The sequence below is a fragment of the Streptomyces sp. NPDC111744 genome (assembly GCF_055634995.1).
In genome coordinates, this window is sequence record NZ_JBVKCG010000009.1 from 95,482 (window position 1) to 112,597 (window position 17,116).

A 17,116-nucleotide genomic window follows, 5' to 3' on the forward strand; every position below is an offset into this window, starting at 1 on the left:
GGGCAACCGTCGACGACCGCTGCCCGTGGAAGCCTTCTGCGGCCTACTGTTGAGATGTGCACCTGCCGTGCCCAGCTGCGGTCGGGGCATTCCCGTGCTCCCGCAGGGCACGGACCGCATGGCGTGGGCACCGCCGGCTGTGAGAGGGACGGGAATGGAACCGACCGAGAGCGCCGCCCCGGACGCGCGGCTACCGCTGCGCCGCCGGGCGGGCGCGTGGCGGGGGACTCGGCGGACGCTGCGGGGCGACCGGCGCGTCGGTATGCCGGTGGTGAGCGCCGCGGTGGACGCGCGCGACCCGCTGCCGCTGGCCGCCGTCGAGCCGCGGCCCGACCTGCCCGGCCACGAGCACGAACGGCACCTGACCTGGCCCGCGCTGCCCGCCGGAGTCGTCGCGGCCGCCGCGTTCGCCCTGGGCGCCGGCTTCTACCGCGCCTTCACCGACAACCACGCCCTCTTCCCGTCCGGCACGGTCGGCTGGTCGCTGGCCGTGCTGACCGGAATCATCGTCGGCCACCTGGTGCTGCTCGGCCGCGCCCGCTGGTGGGGCGGCACCGGCTCCGGCGCCGCCCTCACCCTCGCCGTACTCCTGCTGTACGGCTGGGTGCCCGCCGGCATGGTCAGCCTCACCGTCGTCGTCCTGGTCGGCATAGCCAGGCGCCACCGCTGGCGGCAGGGCCTCCTGCACGGCGCGGTGGACATCCTCGGCATCGGCGCCGGCGCGCTGGTGCTCGGCCTGTGCGGGCGGGTCCCGACCGTCGAGTCGCCCTGGAACCCGGGCAGTTGGAGCGTCGCCACCGCCCCCGAGGTCGTCCTCGTCGCGGTGGCCTATCTCGCGGTCACCCGCGCCCTGCTCTGGTACCTGCACGCACCGCGCGGCGGCGGAGTGCCCACCGTCGCCCGCACCGCCCTGATGCGCCAGGGACTGGTCGCGGTCGCACTGCTCGGCATCGCCCCGCTGGTCTGCGTGGTCGCCGTCGCCCAGCCGCTGCTGCTCCCGCTGTTCTCCATCCCGCTGGTCGCCCTGGACTCCACCCTGTGGATAGCCCGGGCCCGCGCGGAGGAGCAACTGCGCGACCCGCTGACCGGACTGCCCAACCGGCAGTGGCTGCTGGAGCGGATCTGGACCGCCCTCGACGACGCCGAACGCATCGGCGCCCGCTCCGCCCTGATGGTGATCGACCTCGACCGATTCCGTTCGGTCAATGACACCCTCGGTCATCTCGCCGGTGATCGGCTGCTGCTGCAGATAGCCGACCGGCTGCGGGCCGCGCTGCCGCGCGGTGCGGAGGCGGCCCGGCTCGGCGGTGACGAGTTCGCGGTGTTACTCCCGGTCGCCGACTCCACGACGTCCGCGACCCGCGTCGCCCGGGGCCTGGTCTCGGCCCTCTCCTCCCCGCTCGACCTCGACGGACTCACCCTCGTCCTGGAGGCCAGCGCGGGCGTCGCCGTCTTCCCCGACCACGCGCTGGACGCGGAGGGGCTGCTGCGCCGGGCGGACGTGGCGATGTACCAGGCGAAGCGGGACCGTACGGGCGTCGAGGTGTACGAGTCCAAGCGGGACTCCAACACCCCGGACCGGCTGGGGCTGCTGGGCGATCTGCGCCGCGCCCTGGACGCCCACGAGGTGCAGTTGCACTACCAGCCGAAGGTGCGCTTCGACGGGCAGGTGGCCGGTCTTGAGGCGTTGGTGCGGTGGGTGCACCCCGAGCGCGGCAAGGTGCCGCCGGACGAGTTCATAGCGATCGCCGAGTCGTCGGGCCTGATGCCCCATCTGACGGAGTACGTCCTGGATACCGCGCTCGGTCAGGTGGCCAAGTGGCGGGCGCAGGGGCTGCGGGTGCCGGTGGCGGTGAACGTCTCGCCGCGTGACGTCCACACGCCGGGCTTCGCGGGCTCGGTGGCCGCGCGGCTGGCGCGGCACGGCGTCCCGGCGGGAGCACTCCAACTGGAGATAACCGAGCATGTGCTCCTTGAGGACCCGCAGCGGGCCGCCGATACCCTCGCGGGTCTGACCGGCCACGGCGTGAAGATGTCGTTGGACGACTTCGGTACGGGCTACTCGTCCCTGGTGCATCTACGGCGGCTGCCGGTGAGCGAGCTGAAGATCGACCGGTCCTTCGTGGCCCGGCTGGCCATCGACAACGAGGACGCGGCGATCGTGCGCTGCACGGTAGACCTCGCGCATTCGCTGGGGCTGCTGGTCGTCGCGGAGGGTGTGGAGGACGACGAGACGTGGGAGCGGCTGCGGGACCTCGGGTGTGACGCCGTGCAGGGGTGGCTGGTCGCCGCGGCGATGCCGCCGGAGGAGGCGACGGCGTGGCTGTTGGCGCGGGGGTCGCGGGGGTGGCAGCGGCCGCGAGCGGCGTTGCCGGCCGCCGAGTAGCCACCTGCCGTGGGGGTGCGGTGGTGTCGGGACTGCGGGTGCGTTGTGGCTGGTCGCGCAGTTCCCCGCGCCCCTTGGGGGGGGCGATGAGGTCACGGCGTCATGAAGTGGGCCACCAGTAGTGCCACTCGTTCCTGGTGTGCGTGCTCCGGCAAGCGGCCGCTGCGCATCAGCGTCACCAAGCCGTGCAGGGCCGCCCAGAACGTCTCCGTCAGGAGGCCGGGGTCGTCGCCGGCCAGGGCGATTGGCTCCACCGCCAGCAGTAGCTCCGCGAACGCGGCCTGCAGGGCTTCCGGGGCCTCGGGGGTCGCGAACGGGAGGTTCACGGTGTGCGTGAACATCACGTCGTACAGCGCGGGGCGTCGGCGGGCGAACGACGTGTACGTCTCGGCCACCGCCGCCAGTGCCCCGCTCACGTCCTTCGCGGCCTCGCGCGCCGCCCGTAGCTCCGTCGCCAGCTCCGCGCAGCCCTGGATCGCCACCGCCGCCATGATCGCGTCCTTGCCCTTGAAGTGGCTGTAGAGCACCGGCTGGCTGTACTCGATCTCGGCGGCCAGACGCCGGGTCGTCACCGCGTCCCAGCCCTCCGCCTCCGCGAGTTCCCGCGCGGCCGTGACGATCAGCTGCTCCCGCTCTGCCCGCTCGCGCTTCCGGCGCGTCTGAATCGACATGCCAGCGATTCTAGCGGTGCTAGTCAATCTGTCGCCGCTCTGCTATCTTCGCTATCAGTCCTAGCGTTGCTAGACAACCCAGGGGGCCGTCATGACCGTCACCGCCTACACGCTCGCCGTCGTACTCGACCTGTTCATCGCCTTCATCGGCGCCCGGTTCCTGCTCCAGCCCGAGCCCTCCGCCGTCGGCTACGGCGTCCCCGCCGACCCGAAGGGCGACGCCTCCGCCTACCTTGCGATCAAGGGCCTCAGGGACGGCACCTTCGGCGTCGTCGGTCTCGCCCTGCTCGCCTTCGTAGGCGCCCGGGCGGAGGCCTGGTTCATGCTCTGCGTGGCACTCGTGCCGTTGTTCGACACGCTGATAGTGCTGCGCAACGGCGGAACGAAGTCGGTCGCCTACGGGATTCACTTCGCCACCGCGATCGTTGTGCTGATCAGCGCGGTGCTGCTGTTCCTCGTGTGAACGGCACGACACGTCCATCAACAGGGGGTTCGGAAATGTCGTTGTTCGTACCGAAGTTCGATGAGTCAGTGATCGTGAGGGAGGCCGACGCCGAGGTGGTCGGCGCTGACCCGACCCGGATCGAGCTGCTCGCCGACAGCAGCGCCACCGGCGGCGCGCTGTCCACCGTGCGGGTCACCCTCGGTGAGGGCGGCGACGGCGCCCGGCCGCATCTGCACCGCAACTCCGCCGAGATGTTCTATCTGCTCGACGGCGCCGCCGAACTGCTCTCCGGCGACGACGTCGTCACCGCCGAGCGCGGCGACCTGGTCGTCATCCCGGCCGGCCGGCCGCACGCCTTCGCCGCCGTCCCCGGCAGCACCGCGGACATCCTGATCGTCATCACACCGGGCGTGGAGCGCTTCGAGTACTTCCGCCACCTCCAGCGCATCCGCGTCGGCGAGGTCACCCCGGAGACCATCCTCGAAGTGCAGGAGCGGTACGACAACCACTTCCTGCAGAGCACCGCCTGGGAGAAGCGCCGCTGAGGAGCGGAGACGCCGAGGATCCGGGCCCGGGGGAAACCGTTTCACGGTCACCGGGCCAGGCCCCATAGGATTGGCTCCAAACCACACGCACTCACCCCAGAGGATCGCTGCATGCCTGGCATCACGCGCGAGGAGGTCGCCCACCTCGCCCGGCTGGCGCGTCTGGAGCTGAAGCCCGAAGAACTCGACCACTTCGCGGGACAGCTGGACGACATCATCGGCGCGGTCGCCCGCGTCAGTGAGGTCGCCGACCAAGACGTACCGCCGACCTCGCACCCGCTGCCGCTGACGAACGTCATGCGCGCGGACGAGGTCCGTCCCTCGCTCACCCCCGCCCAGGCGCTCTCCGGCGCCCCGGCCCAGGAGCAGCAGCGTTTCAAGGTGCCGCAGATCCTGGGGGAGGACTGATCCCGATGACCGACATCATCAAGCTCACCGCCGCCGAGACCGCCGCGAGGATCGCCTCCGGCGAGCTCACGGCCGTCGAGGTCACCGAGGCCCACCTCGCCCGGATCGAGGCCGTCGACGAGAAGGTGCACGCCTTCCTGCACGTCGACCGCGAGGGGGCCCTCGCCCAGGCGCGTGCCGTCGACGAGAAGAAGGCCAGGGGCGAGAAGCTCGGGCCGCTCGCCGGTGTACCGCTCGCGCTCAAGGACATCTTCACCACCGAGGGCGTTCCGACGACCGTCGGCTCGAAGATCCTGGAAGGCTGGATCCCGCCGTACGACGCCACCCTCACCAAGCGGCTGAAGGCCGCTGACGTGGTCATTCTCGGCAAGACCAACATGGACGAGTTCGCCATGGGGTCGAGCACGGAGAACAGCGCCTACGGGCCTACCGGCAACCCCTGGGACCTCACCAAGATCCCCGGCGGCTCCGGCGGCGGCTCCTCCGCCGCCCTCGCTTCCTTCCAGGCACCGCTCGCCATCGGCACCGACACCGGCGGGTCCATCCGCCAGCCGGCCTCCGTCACCGGCACGGTCGGTGTGAAGCCGACGTACGGGGCGGTCTCGCGGTACGGCATGGTCGCGTTCTCCAGCTCGCTGGACCAGGGCGGGCCCTGCGCCCGTACGGTCCTGGACGCCGCCCTCCTCCACGAGGTGATCGCCGGGCACGACCCGATGGACTCCACCTCCATCGACGCGCCCGTCCCGCCGGTCGTCGAGGCCGCCCGCAACGGCAGCGTGCAGGGCATGCGCGTCGGCGTCGTCAAGCAGTTCCGCGGCGAGGGCTACCAGCCCGGTGTCATCCAGCGCTTCGACGAGTCCGTCGAACTGCTGAAGGAACTGGGCGCCGAGATCGTCGAGCTGGACTGCCCGTCCTTCGACCTGGCGCTCTCCGCGTACTACCTGATCGCACCGAGCGAGTGTTCGAGCAACCTCGCCCGCTTCGACGGCCTGCGCTACGGGCTGCGGACCGGCGACGACGGCACGCACTCCGCGGAGGAGGTCACCTCCCTCACCCGTGAGGCGGGCTTCGGCCCGGAGGTGAAGCGCCGCATCATGCTCGGTACCTACGCCCTGTCGAGCGGGTACTACGACGCCTACTACGGCTCCGCGCAGAAGGTCCGCACGCTCATCACGCGTGACTTCGAGAAGGCCTTCGAGCAGGTGGACGTGATCGTGTCGCCCACGACTCCCACCACCGCCTTCGCGATCGGCGAGCGCGCCGACGACCCGATGGCCATGTACCTCGCCGACCTGTGCACCATCCCGACCAACCTGGCGGGCAACGCGGCCATGTCGCTGCCCTGCGGTCTCGCCCCGGAGGACAACCTCCCGGTGGGCCTGCAGATCATCGCGCCGGCGCTCAAGGACGACCGCCTTTACAAGGTCGGAGCCGCTGTCGAGGCCGCCTTCGTGGAAAAGTGGGGGCACCCGCTGCTTGAGGAGGCACCGTCGCTGTGAGCAACGCACTGTCGAAGGCCAAGGGCTTCAAGAAGTCGAAGTCCGGTACGTACCTGTCCATGGCCACCACCGTGTTCGGCGCGGTCGGTGTCGCCAAGCAGATCAAGAAGGCCCGCGCCGAGCACGACACGCTCCGGCTGATCGACGCCGGGGTGTCCGCCGTCGCCATCGTCACCGGCCTCGCCATCCTCTACCGCGAGCTGAAGCGGCTGGGCGACGACGACGTCCTGCTGGGCTGAGAGGGAAGTTTCACCGTGACCACCACGACCGAACTGGTGTCGTACGAGGACGCGCTGGCGTCCTACGACCCCGTCATGGGCCTTGAGGTCCATGTCGAACTCGGCACCAGAACCAAGATGTTCTGCGGCTGTTCGACAGAGCTGGGCGCCGAGCCCAACTCGCAGACCTGCCCGACCTGCCTCGGCATGCCCGGCGCCCTCCCCGTCGTCAACGCGACCGGCGTCGAGTCCGCGATCAAGATCGGTCTCGCGCTGAACTGCGAGATCGCCGAGTGGTGCCGTTTCGCCCGGAAGAACTACTTCTATCCGGACATGCCGAAGAACTTCCAGACCTCCCAGTACGACGAGCCGATCGCCTTCAACGGCTACCTCGACGTACAGCTGGAGGACGGCGAGACCTTCCGCGTGGAGATCGAACGCGCCCACATGGAGGAGGACACCGGCAAGTCCACCCACGTGGGTGGCGCGACCGGCCGTATCCACGGCGCCTCGCACTCGCTGCTCGACTACAACCGGGCCGGCATCCCCCTCATCGAGATCGTCACCAAGCCGATCGAGGGCGCCGGCGAGCGCGCTCCCGAGGTCGCACGGGCGTACGTCCGTGAGCTGCGCGAGGTCATCCGGGCGCTCGGCGTCTCGGAAGCCCGCATGGAGATGGGGCAGATGCGCTGCGACGTGAACCTGTCGCTGCGCCCGCACGGCCGCGCCAGGTTCGGCACCCGCTCCGAGACGAAGAACGTCAACTCGCTGCGGTCCGTGGAGCGTGCGGCCCGCTTCGAGATCATGCGGCACGCGGCCGTGCTGAGCGGCGGCGGCACCATCATCCAGGAGACCCGGCACTTCCACGAGGACACCGGCTCCACGACATCCGGCCGGGTGAAGGAGGAGGCCGAGGACTACCGGTACTTCCCGGAGCCGGACCTGGTCCCGGTCGCCCCGTCCCGCGAGTGGGCCGAGGAGATCCGCGCCGCGCTGCCGGAGATGCCGCTGGCCCGCCGCAACCGGCTGCTCACCGAGTGGGGCATCTCCGCGGTGGAGATGCAGGCGATCATCAACGCCGCCGCGCTGGACCCGATCGTCGCCACCATCGACGCGGGTGCCGACGCGGCCTCCGCCCGCAAGTGGTGGATGGGCGAACTGGCGCGCAGCGCCAACGAGTCGGGCAAGGCGCTGGACGAGCTGGCGATCACCCCGGCGCAGGTCGCCCGGGTCACCGAACTGGTCAACTCCGGTGACCTGAACGACAAGCTGGCCCGCCAGGTCATCGAGGGCGTCCTCGCGGGCGAGGGCACCCCGGACGAGGTCGTCGAGAAGCGCGGTCTGAAGGTCGTCTCCGACGACTCGGCGCTCGGTACGGCGGTCGACGAGGCCATCGCCGGCAACCAGGGCATCGCCGACAAGATCCGCGGCGGCAAGGTGGCCGCGGCCGGCGCCCTGGTCGGCGCGGTCATGAAGGCGACCCGTGGCCAGGCCGACGCGGCCCGCGTCAAGGAGCTGATCCTGGAGAAGCTGGGCGTCAGCGAGGGCTGAGCAGCAGCACGCGGTACGGCCCCGGAGGCAGCGCCTCCGGGGCCGTACGCCTGTCCGCGGCGCGCGACCAGCCGCACGAATCCCAGGGCGCGGCCCTCGTCGGCGCACAGCGTCTCGGCGACCACCTCGCACCACAGCAGCCAGTCACACCGGCCGTCCGGCTACCGGTCGGCGGCCTCGACCTCGACCGCGCCGCTGCGCGTCCAGTGGCGGCACCAGCTCGCCGAGCGGAAGCACCAGGGCTCGAGGTGCTCGGGCGCCCCGACCCCCTCGGGTTCCTCCCGCAGCGCCGGTACGAACCACACCGATCCGGCCGCCGGGCCGACATGCACGGCCCGCACCCGGTCGGCGAACCCGGCCTCGGCGATGCGCCAGGGGCCAGGCGGTCAGTGAGGCGGCCGCCCCGGTCCTGGTGTCGGCCATGAGTGAACGGACTCCCTGTGATCTTCGTAGTGGACGGCGATGAACAGGAGCTCATTCGGACCGTCGAACAGTGCTGACCAGCGGAAGCCGGCAGTTGTGGACGCCGTTCGCAGCAGGTTTCCTCAGGTGCGGGTACTACGCTCGCCCGCCATGACCGGACACGCGGAATCCGACATCGAACCCGAGATGACCGAGGCGGAGTCCGCGGACGGCGGGGATCCCTACGAGGACGCCCGTCGGGCCCGCTGGACCGCCACCGTGACCGGGGCCCTGCTGACCCTGATGGGCCTGACCGCCTCCCTGATGAGACTGGGCGGCGGCGTACCCGCGCTGGTGCCGACCGCTTATGCCGTCGGCTCCGCCGTGTGTGTGGCCGCGGGGGCGCTCGGCGCCCGGGGCCGTACCCGCAGAGCCCTTTGGCTGATGATCCTGGGGGGCATGGTCATGGCGCTGGGAGACCAGTTCGACTGACCGGCAGCGACTCGCCCGGGTGCCGTGCCGTCCATGAGAGGCTCGACGCGCCGACCGAAGACGTGGTGGAACTGGAGAAGCACGATGTACGCGATATCCCTGGGTGACGACGGCGCCGAACTGCGTCCGCTGGAGTCCTGGCACGCCGAGGAGTTCCTGGCCCACCTGGAGCGCGGGCGGGGGTTCATCGGACGGTTCATCTCCTTCGGCTCCAGGGAGACGGACGTGTGCTCCGCGCGGGCGCTGCTCCAGCGGTACGCCGACATGCGCGCCGCCGACACCGGCTCCCTGCACGGCCTGTGGCTGAAGGGCACGCTCGTCGGCGGTGTGCTCTTCCTGAACTTCGACGCGGAACAGGGCAACTGCGAGGTCGGCTGCTGGCTGGAGCCGGCCGGCACCGGGCGCGGACTCGTCACGCGCGCGATGCGGGTACTGATCGACTTCGCGGTCGAGCGGCGCGGTATCCACCGCGTCGAGTGGGTCGCCGCCTCGGGCAACGAGCCCAGCCTGAACGTGGCCCGGCGCCTGGGGATGACCCGCGATGGCGTACGCCGTGAGGCGCACCCCTATGGTGGCCTGAGGCACGACCTGGAGGTGTGGTCGATCCTCGCCCCGGAATGGCGTGAAGCACGCGCGCGTGCCGTACACAACGATCATTAAGAGACCTCTCAGACAGGATCCGTACGGTGCCGGACATGGGAACCAAGACAGCTGACGAGACCGGTGCCGAGACGGGCACCGAGGCCACGACCGACGAGGAGAAGGTGAGCGTCACCAAGAGCGCCGACGACGCGACGGAGTCCAAGCCCGAGCCGGAGGCCGAGGCCGCCGGGACCGAGGCAGCCGACGGCACGGACACCGACGTCGACGCGGAGAACGCCGAGGACGCTGAGGAGCTGGAGGACGACGCCGTCCTTGCCGAGGCCGAGGCCGAGAGCCCCTCGGGCGTCGGCCAGGGCGCCGCAGCCCTGGTCTCCGTCGTGCTCGGCCTGGTCTCCCTCACCGGTGGCTGGATCGGTACGGTGGCCGCCGCCCGCGAGACCCTCATCGGCCAGCTCCGGACCTCGTCGAGCGCGAGCGTCGCCACGCAGGTCAAGGAGGTCTACGGCGACGCCTGGCAGACCACCGCGCTGTGGGCCGGCGCGTTCGCGCTGGTGGCCCTGATCACCGGCGTCGTGGTGCTCGTCCGGCCCGCCTTCGGTGCCCCCGGCAAGCCGCAGGCGCCGTGGATCAAGTCGGTCGCCTGGGCGGGTGTCGCGCTCGCTGTCATCGGCCTGCTGCTCGCCGTCCTCAAGTACTCCGACGCGCTCCTCGGGCTGCCCTCGACCAGCTGAGACAGCCCAGGTCAGAAGGGGCCTTAGGTCGTCCGTAAGCACCTTATGGACGACCTGAGGCCCCTTACGCGTGTCCGGGGTCCTGCGGGCGTCCGAAGATGCGGAACTCTCCCGATGTGGCGCACCCCCCTGGGAGACGAAGGTGGAGGCATCGCAAGAAGCGAGGCCCAACCACCGTCTCTGACAAGGGAAACCGCCATGTTCGCCTTCGAACTGCACGAGATCCGTTCCGCCGAACTGCGCCGGCAGGCCGAGGACGCCCGTCTCGTCCGCGAGGCCGTCCGCTCCCGCCGTGCCGCCCGCCGCGAGGCGGCGGCCCGCCGTGCCGCGGTGCCGGAGGAAGTCCATACCGGTCACCGCAGCCGACGTCGGCTCCCGGGCACCGCGTGACCAGGTGGCCGGGCGGCGACGACCGCCCGGCGACCGAGGGCCAGGCGACCGAGGACGCCGAGGACGCGCAGACCGGTGGCCGTACGGGGGTCGGCCACCGGTCTGCAGGACCGCCGTCGGCTTGTACGCCGTCAGGTCATATGAGTCGTACGACAAGCGCATCGGTGCTGTGGAAAACCGCTGCCGTCCGATCGGAGCCGCGTGCGATGCTCTGGCCTGTGGAAACCAGGTCCGTGAGTCCCGTGTTCGTAGGCCGCAGCGACGAGCTGGGGTCACTGAACGAGGCGCTGGCCCGTGCCGAGGCCGCCGAGCCGCAGGCGCTGCTGCTCGGCGGTGAGGCCGGCGTCGGCAAGACGCGGCTGGTCGAGGAGTTCGCCACGGCCGCCTGCCGCCGGGGCGCGGTCGTCGCGCTCGGCGGCTGTGTGGAGATCGGCGCCGACGGGCTGCCGTTCGCCCCCTTCTCCACCGCGCTGCGGGCGCTGCGGGCCGCGCTGCCGGAGGAACTGGCCGCGGCCGCCGCCGGGCAGGAGGACGAGCTGGCCCGGCTGCTTCCGGAGCTCGGCGAGGCCTCCTTCAGTCGGCACGACGAACAGGGCATGGCCCGCCTCTTCGAGCTCACGGCGCGGCTCCTTGAGCGGGTCGCCGCCGAGCGCACGGTGGTGGTCGCCCTGGAGGACCTGCACTGGGCCGACGCCTCCACCCGCCACCTCCTCTCCTATCTGCTGCGCACCCTGCGCACCGGCCGGCTCGTCGTCCTCGCCACCTACCGTTCCGACGACATCCACCGCCGCCACCCGCTGCGCCCGCTCCTCGCCGAACTCGACCGGCTGCGCACCGTCCGCCGTATCGAACTCGCCCGTTTCAACCGGGAGGAGGTCGGCCGCCAGATCGCCGGCATCCTCGCCGCCGAACCCGACCCCGCCCAGGTCGACGAGATCTTCGAGCGCTCCGACGGCAACGCCTTCTTCGTCGAGGAACTCGCGGTCGCCACCACCGAAGGCTGCCGCACCGGGCTGACCGACTCGCTGCGCGATCTGCTCCTTGTGCGGGTCGAGGCGTTGCCCGAGAGCGCCCAGCGGGTCGCCCGGATCGTCGCCGAGGGCGGCTCCACCGTCGAGTACCAGCTGTTGGCCGCCGTCGCCCAGCTCGCCGAGGACGACCTCATCGAGGCGCTGCGGGCCGCCGTCGGCGCCAACATCCTCACCGCCACGCCCGGCGGCGACGGCTACCGGTTCCGGCACTCCCTGGTCCGCGAGGCCGTCGCCGACGACCTGCTCCCCGGCGAACGCTCCCGGCTCAACCGGCGCTACGCCGAGGCCCTGGAGTCCGACCCGGCGCTGGTGCCGGCCGACGCGCGCGTGACCCGCCTGGCCAGCTACTGGTACCAGGCCCACGACCCGGCCAAGGCCCTGCCCGCCGTCCTCGACGCCTCCGTGGTGGCTCGCCGCCGGCACGCCTACAGCGAGCAACTGCGGCTCCTGGAGCGGGCCATGGAGCTGTGGGACCCCGCCCCCGAGGAGATCCGCGCCGCCCTGCGCCCCGTCGACTACACCGACGTCTACCCTCCCTGCGGCTGTGACCCGGCCACCACACCTCTGCGCTACCTCGACCTCATGGCGGAGGCCGCGGTCGCGGGCCGCTTCTGCGGGGAACGCGAACGCGCCCTGAAGATCACCAAGAAGGCGCTGCGGATGGTCGAGGACGAGGGGGATCCCCTGCGCGCGGCCTGGTTCTGGGTGCAGCGCTCCCGGCTGGTCCAGGACCTGGCCCGGGGCGACGGCTGGCAGGAGCTCGGCACCGCCCAGGACCTGGTGCGCGGCCTGCCGCCCTCGGAGGTGCACGCCGACGTGCTGGCCAACGTCGCCAACTGGTCCATGCTCCACGAACCCGGCCCCGAGGCCTTCGCCGCCGCCGAACGGGCCGTGGAGTACGCGCGGATGGTGGGCGCCCGGGAGATCGAGCTCAACGCGCGCATCACCCTGGGCTGCCTCATGGTCGACGCGGGTGATGTGGACAACGGGATGGAGGAGCTGCACCGGGTCAAGGACAACGCCCTGCGGGAGGGCGTGGCACTTGTCGCGGGGCGGGCCTACGTGAACCTGCCCGCCGGGCTGGACTCGGTCGGCCGCTCCGGGGAGGCGGTGCCCATCCTGCGGGAGGGCCTCGCCTTCGCCCGCCGGTACGGCATGCTGGACTCCGAGATGTGGATCTGGGGCAACCTCTCCGACTCGCTGTACGCGCTCGGCCAGTGGGACGAGGCCGCGGCAGCCGCGGCGGGCGCCCTCGGCTCCGCGGCCAGCGCCAAACCCCGGGGCGCCGGCGCCCTGCGCCTGGCCCATATCGCCCTCGCCCGGGGAGACGCCGCCGAGGCCGCCCGCCAACTGGCCATCGCCCGCGAGCACTTCGGCACCCACGACCCGATGCCCCAGGCGCTGCTCCCCGTCGCCCGGATCGCCATCGGCGTCGCCGCCGAGGAGGGCCGGCTCCTCGACGCCCGCGCCGAGCTGGACCGCGCCCTGGAATTCGGCTTCCCGCCCGGCACCCAGCGCTACGGCTGGCCCCTGCTGCTGGCCGCCGCCGCTGCCGAGGCCGACGCCCGCGCCCTGCCCGCGGCGGCCGAGGGCCGAGCCGAGGTCCTCGACCGGCTCACCGAGGCCGTCCGCAAGCTCACCACCGGTGCGCCCCTCTGGCTGGCGTACGAACGCTGGACCCGCGCCGAACTGCACCGTGCCCGGGGCACTGACACCGCCGCGATCTGGTCGGACGTGGTCACCGACTTCGAGTGCCTGGACCGCCCCTACGATCTCGCCAGGGTCCGCCGCCGCCTCGCCCAGGTCCTGCTCGAAGAGGCGTCCGGCGACGACGACCGCGACCGTGCGACCGAACTGCTCCGGCTGGCCGGGGCCGTCGCCGACCACCTGGGCGCCCGCCCGCTCGCCGAGGCCGTCGCCCTGCTCGCCCAGCGTGCCCGCCTCAGCCTCACCACCGGCACCCCTCGCCGGGCCCTGGACGCCGCCGAGAGCCTCGGTCTCACCAGCCGCGAGCGGGACGTCCTGCGCCTGGTCTCGGCGGGCCGTACCAACCGTCAGATAGCCGAGGAGCTCTTCATCTCCCCGAAGACCGCGAGCGTCCACGTCTCCAACATCCTGGGCAAGCTCGGCGTCTCCGGGAGGGGCGAGGCGGCGGCGGTGGCCCACCGCCTGGAGATGTTCCCGCCCGACCGCACCGACCGCAGTGCCACCGCCGGTCAGCGCACCTGAAGCTCCAGGATCCGGTCGTCGCCCGACTTCGGCTTCCCACGCCCGTCCGTGTTGCTGGTCACCAGCCACACCTTGTCGCCGCCCGCCGCCACGACCGTGCGCAGCCGGCCGTACTCGCCCTTGAGGAAGGCCTGGGGCTCGGCGGCCGCGACGGTGCCCTTGAGCGGGATGCGCCACAGGCGCCCGCCCTTGAGGCCGGCCATCCAGATCACGCCGTTCACATAGGCGATGCCGCTGGGGGAGGCGTCGGCGGTGTGCCACTGGGCGATCGGATTCACGTACTTGGCGTCGGAGGACCTGCCCTCCGCGTTCGGCCAGCCGTAGTCGCCGCCGGGCTTGATGGCGTTCAGCTCGTCCCAGGTGTCCTGGCCGAACTCCGAGGCGAACAGCCGCTGATTGTCGTCCCAGGCCAGGCCCTGCACATTGCGGTGACCGTAGGTGTAGACGGGGGAGTCGGGAAAGGGGTTGCCGGGGGCCGGTTCACCGTCCGGGGTGAGCCGCAGGATCTTGCCGCCGAGGGAGGCCTTGTCCTGGGCGAGGCCCCGCTGCCCGCTCTCGCCGGTGCCGGCGTAGAGCATGCCGTCGGGACCGAAGGCGATCCGGCCGCCGTTGTGGATGAGCCCCTTGGGGATGCCCTTGAAGATCGTGTCGGGGGCGCCCAACTGCTCCCCGGCCGGCTTGCCCTGGTCCCAGAGCATGCGCACGACGCGGTTGTCGGAGGCCGACGTGAAGTACGCGTAGATCATGCGGTCCGAGGCGAAGTCGGGGGAGAGGGCGATCCCCAGCAGACCGCCCTCTCCGGCCGCGGACACCCCGGACACCGTGCCCAGCTCGGTCTTCTTCCCGGTCTTCTCGTCGACCTTGCTGATCGTCCCGTCGTCGCGGTCGGAGACGAGCAGCCCGGACCCGTCCGGCAGTGGCGCGAGCCCCCACGGTGACTTCAGGCCCTCGGCGACCGTGCGCAGCACCTTCACCGAGCCCTTCGCGGGCGCGGTCGACTCGCTCGCTGCGGCGGACGCGGAGGAACCGGCCGACGCACTCCCGGCCCAGGGCGGCGTGGGCACATCCCCACCACCACCGCCTCCGCCGGAGGAACACCCCGCCGCCAGCAGGAGTCCGGCCGCGGCCAACACGGCGGGCACAGCTCGACGTTGCACGATCATGGTCCCTTCGACAGGGGCAAGCGGCTCCTTCGACCGTAGCCCGGCGGTCGGGTGCCCGTCCGGCGGATCATGGTGCGGGGTCTGCACGGGACCTGCGCGACCAGCCACAGCGCCACCGCACCGAACCGACGACCGATCGTCAGGCCCTAGTCCCAAGAGCCCTGCGCAGCAGGCAGCCGCCCCAACTCCGCCAGATCCTCCGCACTCAGCCGTACGTCCACCGCGCCCGCGTTCTCCGCCGCCCACCGCCCCCGCTTCGTCCCGGGCACCGGAACCACATGCCGCCCCCGCGAGAGCACCCACGCCAGCGCCACCTGGGCGGCGGTGACCTCCTCCCCGTGCCGCCGGGCAATGCGCCGAAGCCCCGCCACGATCGGCTGGTTGGCCGCCATCATCTCCGCCGTGAAGCGAGGGTGCCGCGCCCGCACATCGTCGGGTTCGAAACCCTCGCCCGGTGTGAGCGTGCCGGTGAGGAAGCCGTTGCCCAGAGGCATCGCCGCGAGGAAACCCACGCCCCGCGCCCCGCACCACGGCAGCAGCGCCTCCAGCGCCTCCGGCGACCACAGCGACAGCTCCGCCTGTACCGCGCTCACCGGGAAAACCTGCTGCACCCGCTGCAGCTGGCGCAGGGTCGCGTCGTGCAGCCGCGCACCGGACCTGCGCCCCCCGCGCGCCCCCAGGGCGCACAGCCCCAGGGCGCGCACCTTCCCCGCCTGCACGAGCTCTGCCATCGCGCCCCAGGTCTCCTCGACGGGGACCTCGGGGTCCGCACGGTGCAGTTGGTAGAGGTCGATGACGTCGGTCTGGAGCCGGCGCAGCGACGCGTCGCAGGCACGCTTCACATAGCCGGGCCGGCCGTTCGCCACGATGTGCTGGTCGCCGACCAGCAGGCCCACCTTGGTGGACACGAAGGCCTCCGCGCGCCGCTCCCTGAGCACCCGCCCCAGCAGCAGCTCATTGGTGAACGGGCCGTACATGTCCGCGGTGTCCAGCAGCGTCACGCCCAGGTCCAGCGCCCGGTGCACCGCCCTCACCGATTCGTCACCGCGCTGCCGCGACCCGCTGTAGGCCCAGCTCATCGGCATGCACCCGAGTCCGACGGCCCCCACCGCGAGCGCCCCCGCGCCGATCGTCCTGCGCTCCACCAGCCCGTGAACCTCCTTCTAGAGCCCCCAACCTAACCTCTGCGCCCACACGTCCCTGACATAGCCTCCTGACCATGACCTCTGACGTGTGGCTCCCCATCCCGCCGGCCGAGTTCACGGGGCTTCCCGACGGGCTCGACTACCTCTTCTGGGACGGGGACCAGGACTTCCCCGGTGACCCCGCCGACTGTGCCGTGTATGTCGTCCCCTACATGAAGCGGCAGAACGTGAAGGTGCGGCCGCTGGAGCGGATGCGGAACGTCCGGCTCATCCAGACCCTCACCGCCGGCGTCGACGACATGATCGCGGCCCTGGACCTCATCGCCCCCGGCGTGCCGCTGTGCAACGCGCGCGGGGTGCACGAGGCGAGCACCGCCGAACTCGCGCTCACCCTGACCCTGGCGTCCCTGCGCGGTGTCCCGGGGTTCGTGCGCGCCCAGCAGCAGGAGCACTGGCAGAGCGGCTTCCACCCCGCCCTCGCCGACAAGTCTGTCCTCATCGTCGGTTACGGCGCCATCGGCTCGGCCATCGAGGACCGGCTCGTGCCGTTCGAGGTTGCGCGGGTGGCGCGCGTCGCGCGCTCCGGGCGCGCCTCGGCGCGCGGTCCCGTGCATCCGCTCACCGAACTGCCGCAACTGCTTCCGGAAGCCGATGTCGTCATCCTCTCCACGCCCCTCACGGACACCACGCGTGGCCTGGTCAACGCGGAGTTCCTCGCGAGGATGAAGGACGGCGCACTGCTCGTGAACGTCGCGCGCGGGCCCGTCGTGGACACCAAGGCGCTCCTCGCCGAGCTTGAGAGCGGCCGCCTCACCGCCGCCCTGGACGTCACCGATCCCGAGCCGCTGCCGGCCGGACATCCCTTGTGGCAGGCGCCCGGAGTGCTGATCAGCCCCCACGTCGGCGGCCCCACCTCGGCCTTCCGGCCGCGCGCCAAGCGCGTCGTCACCGAGCAGCTGAACCGCTTCGTGAACCGGGAGCCGCTGCGGAACGTGATCCTTACGACGGGATCCACCGACAACTGACAGTTCCGGCAACACGCGTGTAATCCGCTTCCGGTACGGTCCGCGACCTTCCGGGCGCGGTGCGTACGCGCATCGCTCCTGCTCGTCACGGAGCGTAGAGAAGCTATGTCCCTGAGTGACGAGACTGGTGTATCGTCCGACAGGGGTTGCGCCGTGCACCGTTCGGCGCCGGGGATGGACAT

Annotated in this window: 16 protein-coding genes and 1 pseudogene; 13 read left to right on the top strand and 4 right to left on the bottom strand. The window is 71.7% G+C overall.

Annotated elements, in window-relative coordinates:
• The first annotated feature begins 154 nt into the window (after nt 1-154).
• The gene (locus tag ACZ7OO_RS21515) at nt 155-2,386 is read left to right on the top strand and encodes a putative bifunctional diguanylate cyclase/phosphodiesterase (protein WP_471506611.1); all 2,232 of its coding nucleotides are present in this window, start codon (nt 155-157) and stop codon (nt 2,384-2,386) included.
• A 92-nt stretch (nt 2,387-2,478) separates the two neighbouring features.
• Here the strand turns inward: ACZ7OO_RS21515 and ACZ7OO_RS21520 are convergent, their stop codons facing one another.
• Nucleotides 2,479-3,057, bottom strand: coding sequence for a TetR/AcrR family transcriptional regulator (locus tag ACZ7OO_RS21520; protein ID WP_471506613.1), 579 nt, complete (start codon nt 3,055-3,057; stop codon nt 2,479-2,481).
• A gap of 91 nt (nt 3,058-3,148) precedes the next feature.
• On the opposite strand from ACZ7OO_RS21520, the gene ACZ7OO_RS21525 reads away from it, so the two are divergent.
• The 6 genes from ACZ7OO_RS21525 to gatB all read left to right on the top strand — a co-directional run bounded on the left by ACZ7OO_RS21525 (nt 3,149) and on the right by gatB (nt 7,723).
• On the top strand, nt 3,149-3,520 hold the full coding sequence (locus ACZ7OO_RS21525; protein WP_471506615.1) for a DUF4267 domain-containing protein: 372 nt from the start codon (nt 3,149-3,151) through the stop codon (nt 3,518-3,520).
• Between the two features lie 35 nt (nt 3,521-3,555).
• A complete protein-coding gene (locus tag ACZ7OO_RS21530) occupies nt 3,556-4,047 on the top strand; it encodes a cupin domain-containing protein (RefSeq protein WP_471506616.1) in 492 nt (163 codons plus the stop codon).
• 111 nt (nt 4,048-4,158) lie between these two features.
• Nucleotides 4,159-4,455, top strand: coding sequence for an Asp-tRNA(Asn)/Glu-tRNA(Gln) amidotransferase subunit GatC (gene gatC / locus ACZ7OO_RS21535; protein ID WP_018544665.1), 297 nt, complete (start codon nt 4,159-4,161; stop codon nt 4,453-4,455).
• Nucleotides 4,456-4,460: 5 nt separating this feature from the next.
• On the top strand, nt 4,461-5,954 hold the full coding sequence (gene gatA / locus ACZ7OO_RS21540; protein WP_352219302.1) for an Asp-tRNA(Asn)/Glu-tRNA(Gln) amidotransferase subunit GatA: 1,494 nt from the start codon (nt 4,461-4,463) through the stop codon (nt 5,952-5,954).
• Nucleotides 5,951-6,193: a hypothetical protein gene (locus tag ACZ7OO_RS21545; protein WP_352219303.1), complete on the top strand. Its 243-nt coding sequence runs from the start codon at nt 5,951-5,953 to the stop codon at nt 6,191-6,193. Before gatA ends, ACZ7OO_RS21545 begins: the two co-directional genes overlap by 4 nt.
• Before the next feature lie 15 nt (nt 6,194-6,208).
• Nucleotides 6,209-7,723 (top strand): Asp-tRNA(Asn)/Glu-tRNA(Gln) amidotransferase subunit GatB, encoded by a 1,515-nt coding sequence (gatB, locus tag ACZ7OO_RS21550; protein ID WP_471506619.1) that lies wholly within the window; start codon nt 6,209-6,211, stop codon nt 7,721-7,723.
• Between the two features lie 56 nt (nt 7,724-7,779).
• Here gatB and ACZ7OO_RS21555 read toward each other — a convergent pair.
• Nucleotides 7,780-8,068, bottom strand: a pseudogene (locus tag ACZ7OO_RS21555) (SAM-dependent methyltransferase); the annotation flags it as partial.
• Nucleotides 8,069-8,296: 228 nt separating this feature from the next.
• Here ACZ7OO_RS21555 and ACZ7OO_RS21560 point away from each other — a divergent pair.
• The 5 genes from ACZ7OO_RS21560 to ACZ7OO_RS21580 all read left to right on the top strand — a co-directional run bounded on the left by ACZ7OO_RS21560 (nt 8,297) and on the right by ACZ7OO_RS21580 (nt 13,601).
• Complete coding sequence (locus tag ACZ7OO_RS21560; RefSeq protein ID WP_471506621.1) at nt 8,297-8,617, top strand: hypothetical protein; 321 nt, start codon at nt 8,297-8,299, stop codon at nt 8,615-8,617.
• 84 nt (nt 8,618-8,701) lie between these two features.
• Nucleotides 8,702-9,277 carry a GNAT family N-acetyltransferase gene (locus tag ACZ7OO_RS21565; RefSeq protein ID WP_471506622.1) on the top strand — a complete coding sequence of 192 codons (576 nt, stop codon included), beginning with the start codon at nt 8,702-8,704 and terminating at the stop codon, nt 9,275-9,277.
• Between the two features lie 35 nt (nt 9,278-9,312).
• Complete coding sequence (locus ACZ7OO_RS21570; protein ID WP_471506624.1) at nt 9,313-9,951, top strand: hypothetical protein; 639 nt, start codon at nt 9,313-9,315, stop codon at nt 9,949-9,951.
• Nucleotides 9,952-10,149: 198 nt separating this feature from the next.
• A complete protein-coding gene (locus ACZ7OO_RS21575) occupies nt 10,150-10,341 on the top strand; it encodes a hypothetical protein (RefSeq protein ID WP_471506625.1) in 192 nt (63 codons plus the stop codon).
• A 206-nt stretch (nt 10,342-10,547) separates the two neighbouring features.
• Entirely contained in the window at nt 10,548-13,601 is a 3,054-nt protein-coding gene (locus ACZ7OO_RS21580) for a helix-turn-helix transcriptional regulator (RefSeq protein WP_471506627.1), read from the top strand.
• Here ACZ7OO_RS21580 and ACZ7OO_RS21585 read toward each other — a convergent pair.
• Nucleotides 13,589-14,764, bottom strand: coding sequence for a PQQ-dependent sugar dehydrogenase (locus ACZ7OO_RS21585; RefSeq protein ID WP_471506629.1), 1,176 nt, complete (start codon nt 14,762-14,764; stop codon nt 13,589-13,591). The genes ACZ7OO_RS21580 and ACZ7OO_RS21585 overlap by 13 nt on opposite strands.
• 146 nt (nt 14,765-14,910) lie before the next feature.
• Nucleotides 14,911-15,909 (bottom strand): aldo/keto reductase, encoded by a 999-nt coding sequence (locus tag ACZ7OO_RS21590; RefSeq protein WP_471506631.1) that lies wholly within the window; start codon nt 15,907-15,909, stop codon nt 14,911-14,913.
• A 74-nt stretch (nt 15,910-15,983) separates the two neighbouring features.
• On the opposite strand from ACZ7OO_RS21590, the gene ACZ7OO_RS21595 reads away from it, so the two are divergent.
• Nucleotides 15,984-16,934, top strand: a complete 951-nt coding sequence (locus ACZ7OO_RS21595) for a 2-hydroxyacid dehydrogenase (RefSeq protein ID WP_471506633.1) — start codon at nt 15,984-15,986, stop codon at nt 16,932-16,934.
• Nucleotides 16,935-17,116 lie beyond the last annotated feature (182 nt).

Bases quoted from the DNA above. Each gene is read 5' to 3' on its own strand.
- ACZ7OO_RS21570 (WP_471506624.1), top strand. From the start codon at position 9,313: ATGGGAACCAAGACAGCTGACGAGACCGGTGCCGAGACGGGCACCGAG.
- ACZ7OO_RS21525 (WP_471506615.1), top strand. From the start codon at position 3,149: ATGACCGTCACCGCCTACACGCTCGCCGTCGTACTCGACCTGTTCATC.
- ACZ7OO_RS21560 (WP_471506621.1), top strand. From the start codon at position 8,297: ATGACCGGACACGCGGAATCCGACATCGAACCCGAGATGACCGAGGCG.
- ACZ7OO_RS21530 (WP_471506616.1), top strand. From the start codon at position 3,556: ATGTCGTTGTTCGTACCGAAGTTCGATGAGTCAGTGATCGTGAGGGAG.
- ACZ7OO_RS21520 (WP_471506613.1), bottom strand. From the start codon at position 3,057: ATGTCGATTCAGACGCGCCGGAAGCGCGAGCGGGCAGAGCGGGAGCAG.
- ACZ7OO_RS21575 (WP_471506625.1), top strand. From the start codon at position 10,150: ATGTTCGCCTTCGAACTGCACGAGATCCGTTCCGCCGAACTGCGCCGG.
- ACZ7OO_RS21595 (WP_471506633.1), top strand. From the start codon at position 15,984: ATGACCTCTGACGTGTGGCTCCCCATCCCGCCGGCCGAGTTCACGGGG.
- ACZ7OO_RS21515 (WP_471506611.1), top strand. From the start codon at position 155: ATGGAACCGACCGAGAGCGCCGCCCCGGACGCGCGGCTACCGCTGCGC.
- gatC (WP_018544665.1), top strand. From the start codon at position 4,159: ATGCCTGGCATCACGCGCGAGGAGGTCGCCCACCTCGCCCGGCTGGCG.
- ACZ7OO_RS21580 (WP_471506627.1), top strand. From the start codon at position 10,548: ATGCTCTGGCCTGTGGAAACCAGGTCCGTGAGTCCCGTGTTCGTAGGC.
- ACZ7OO_RS21585 (WP_471506629.1), bottom strand. From the start codon at position 14,764: ATGATCGTGCAACGTCGAGCTGTGCCCGCCGTGTTGGCCGCGGCCGGA.
- ACZ7OO_RS21565 (WP_471506622.1), top strand. From the start codon at position 8,702: ATGTACGCGATATCCCTGGGTGACGACGGCGCCGAACTGCGTCCGCTG.
- gatA (WP_352219302.1), top strand. From the start codon at position 4,461: ATGACCGACATCATCAAGCTCACCGCCGCCGAGACCGCCGCGAGGATC.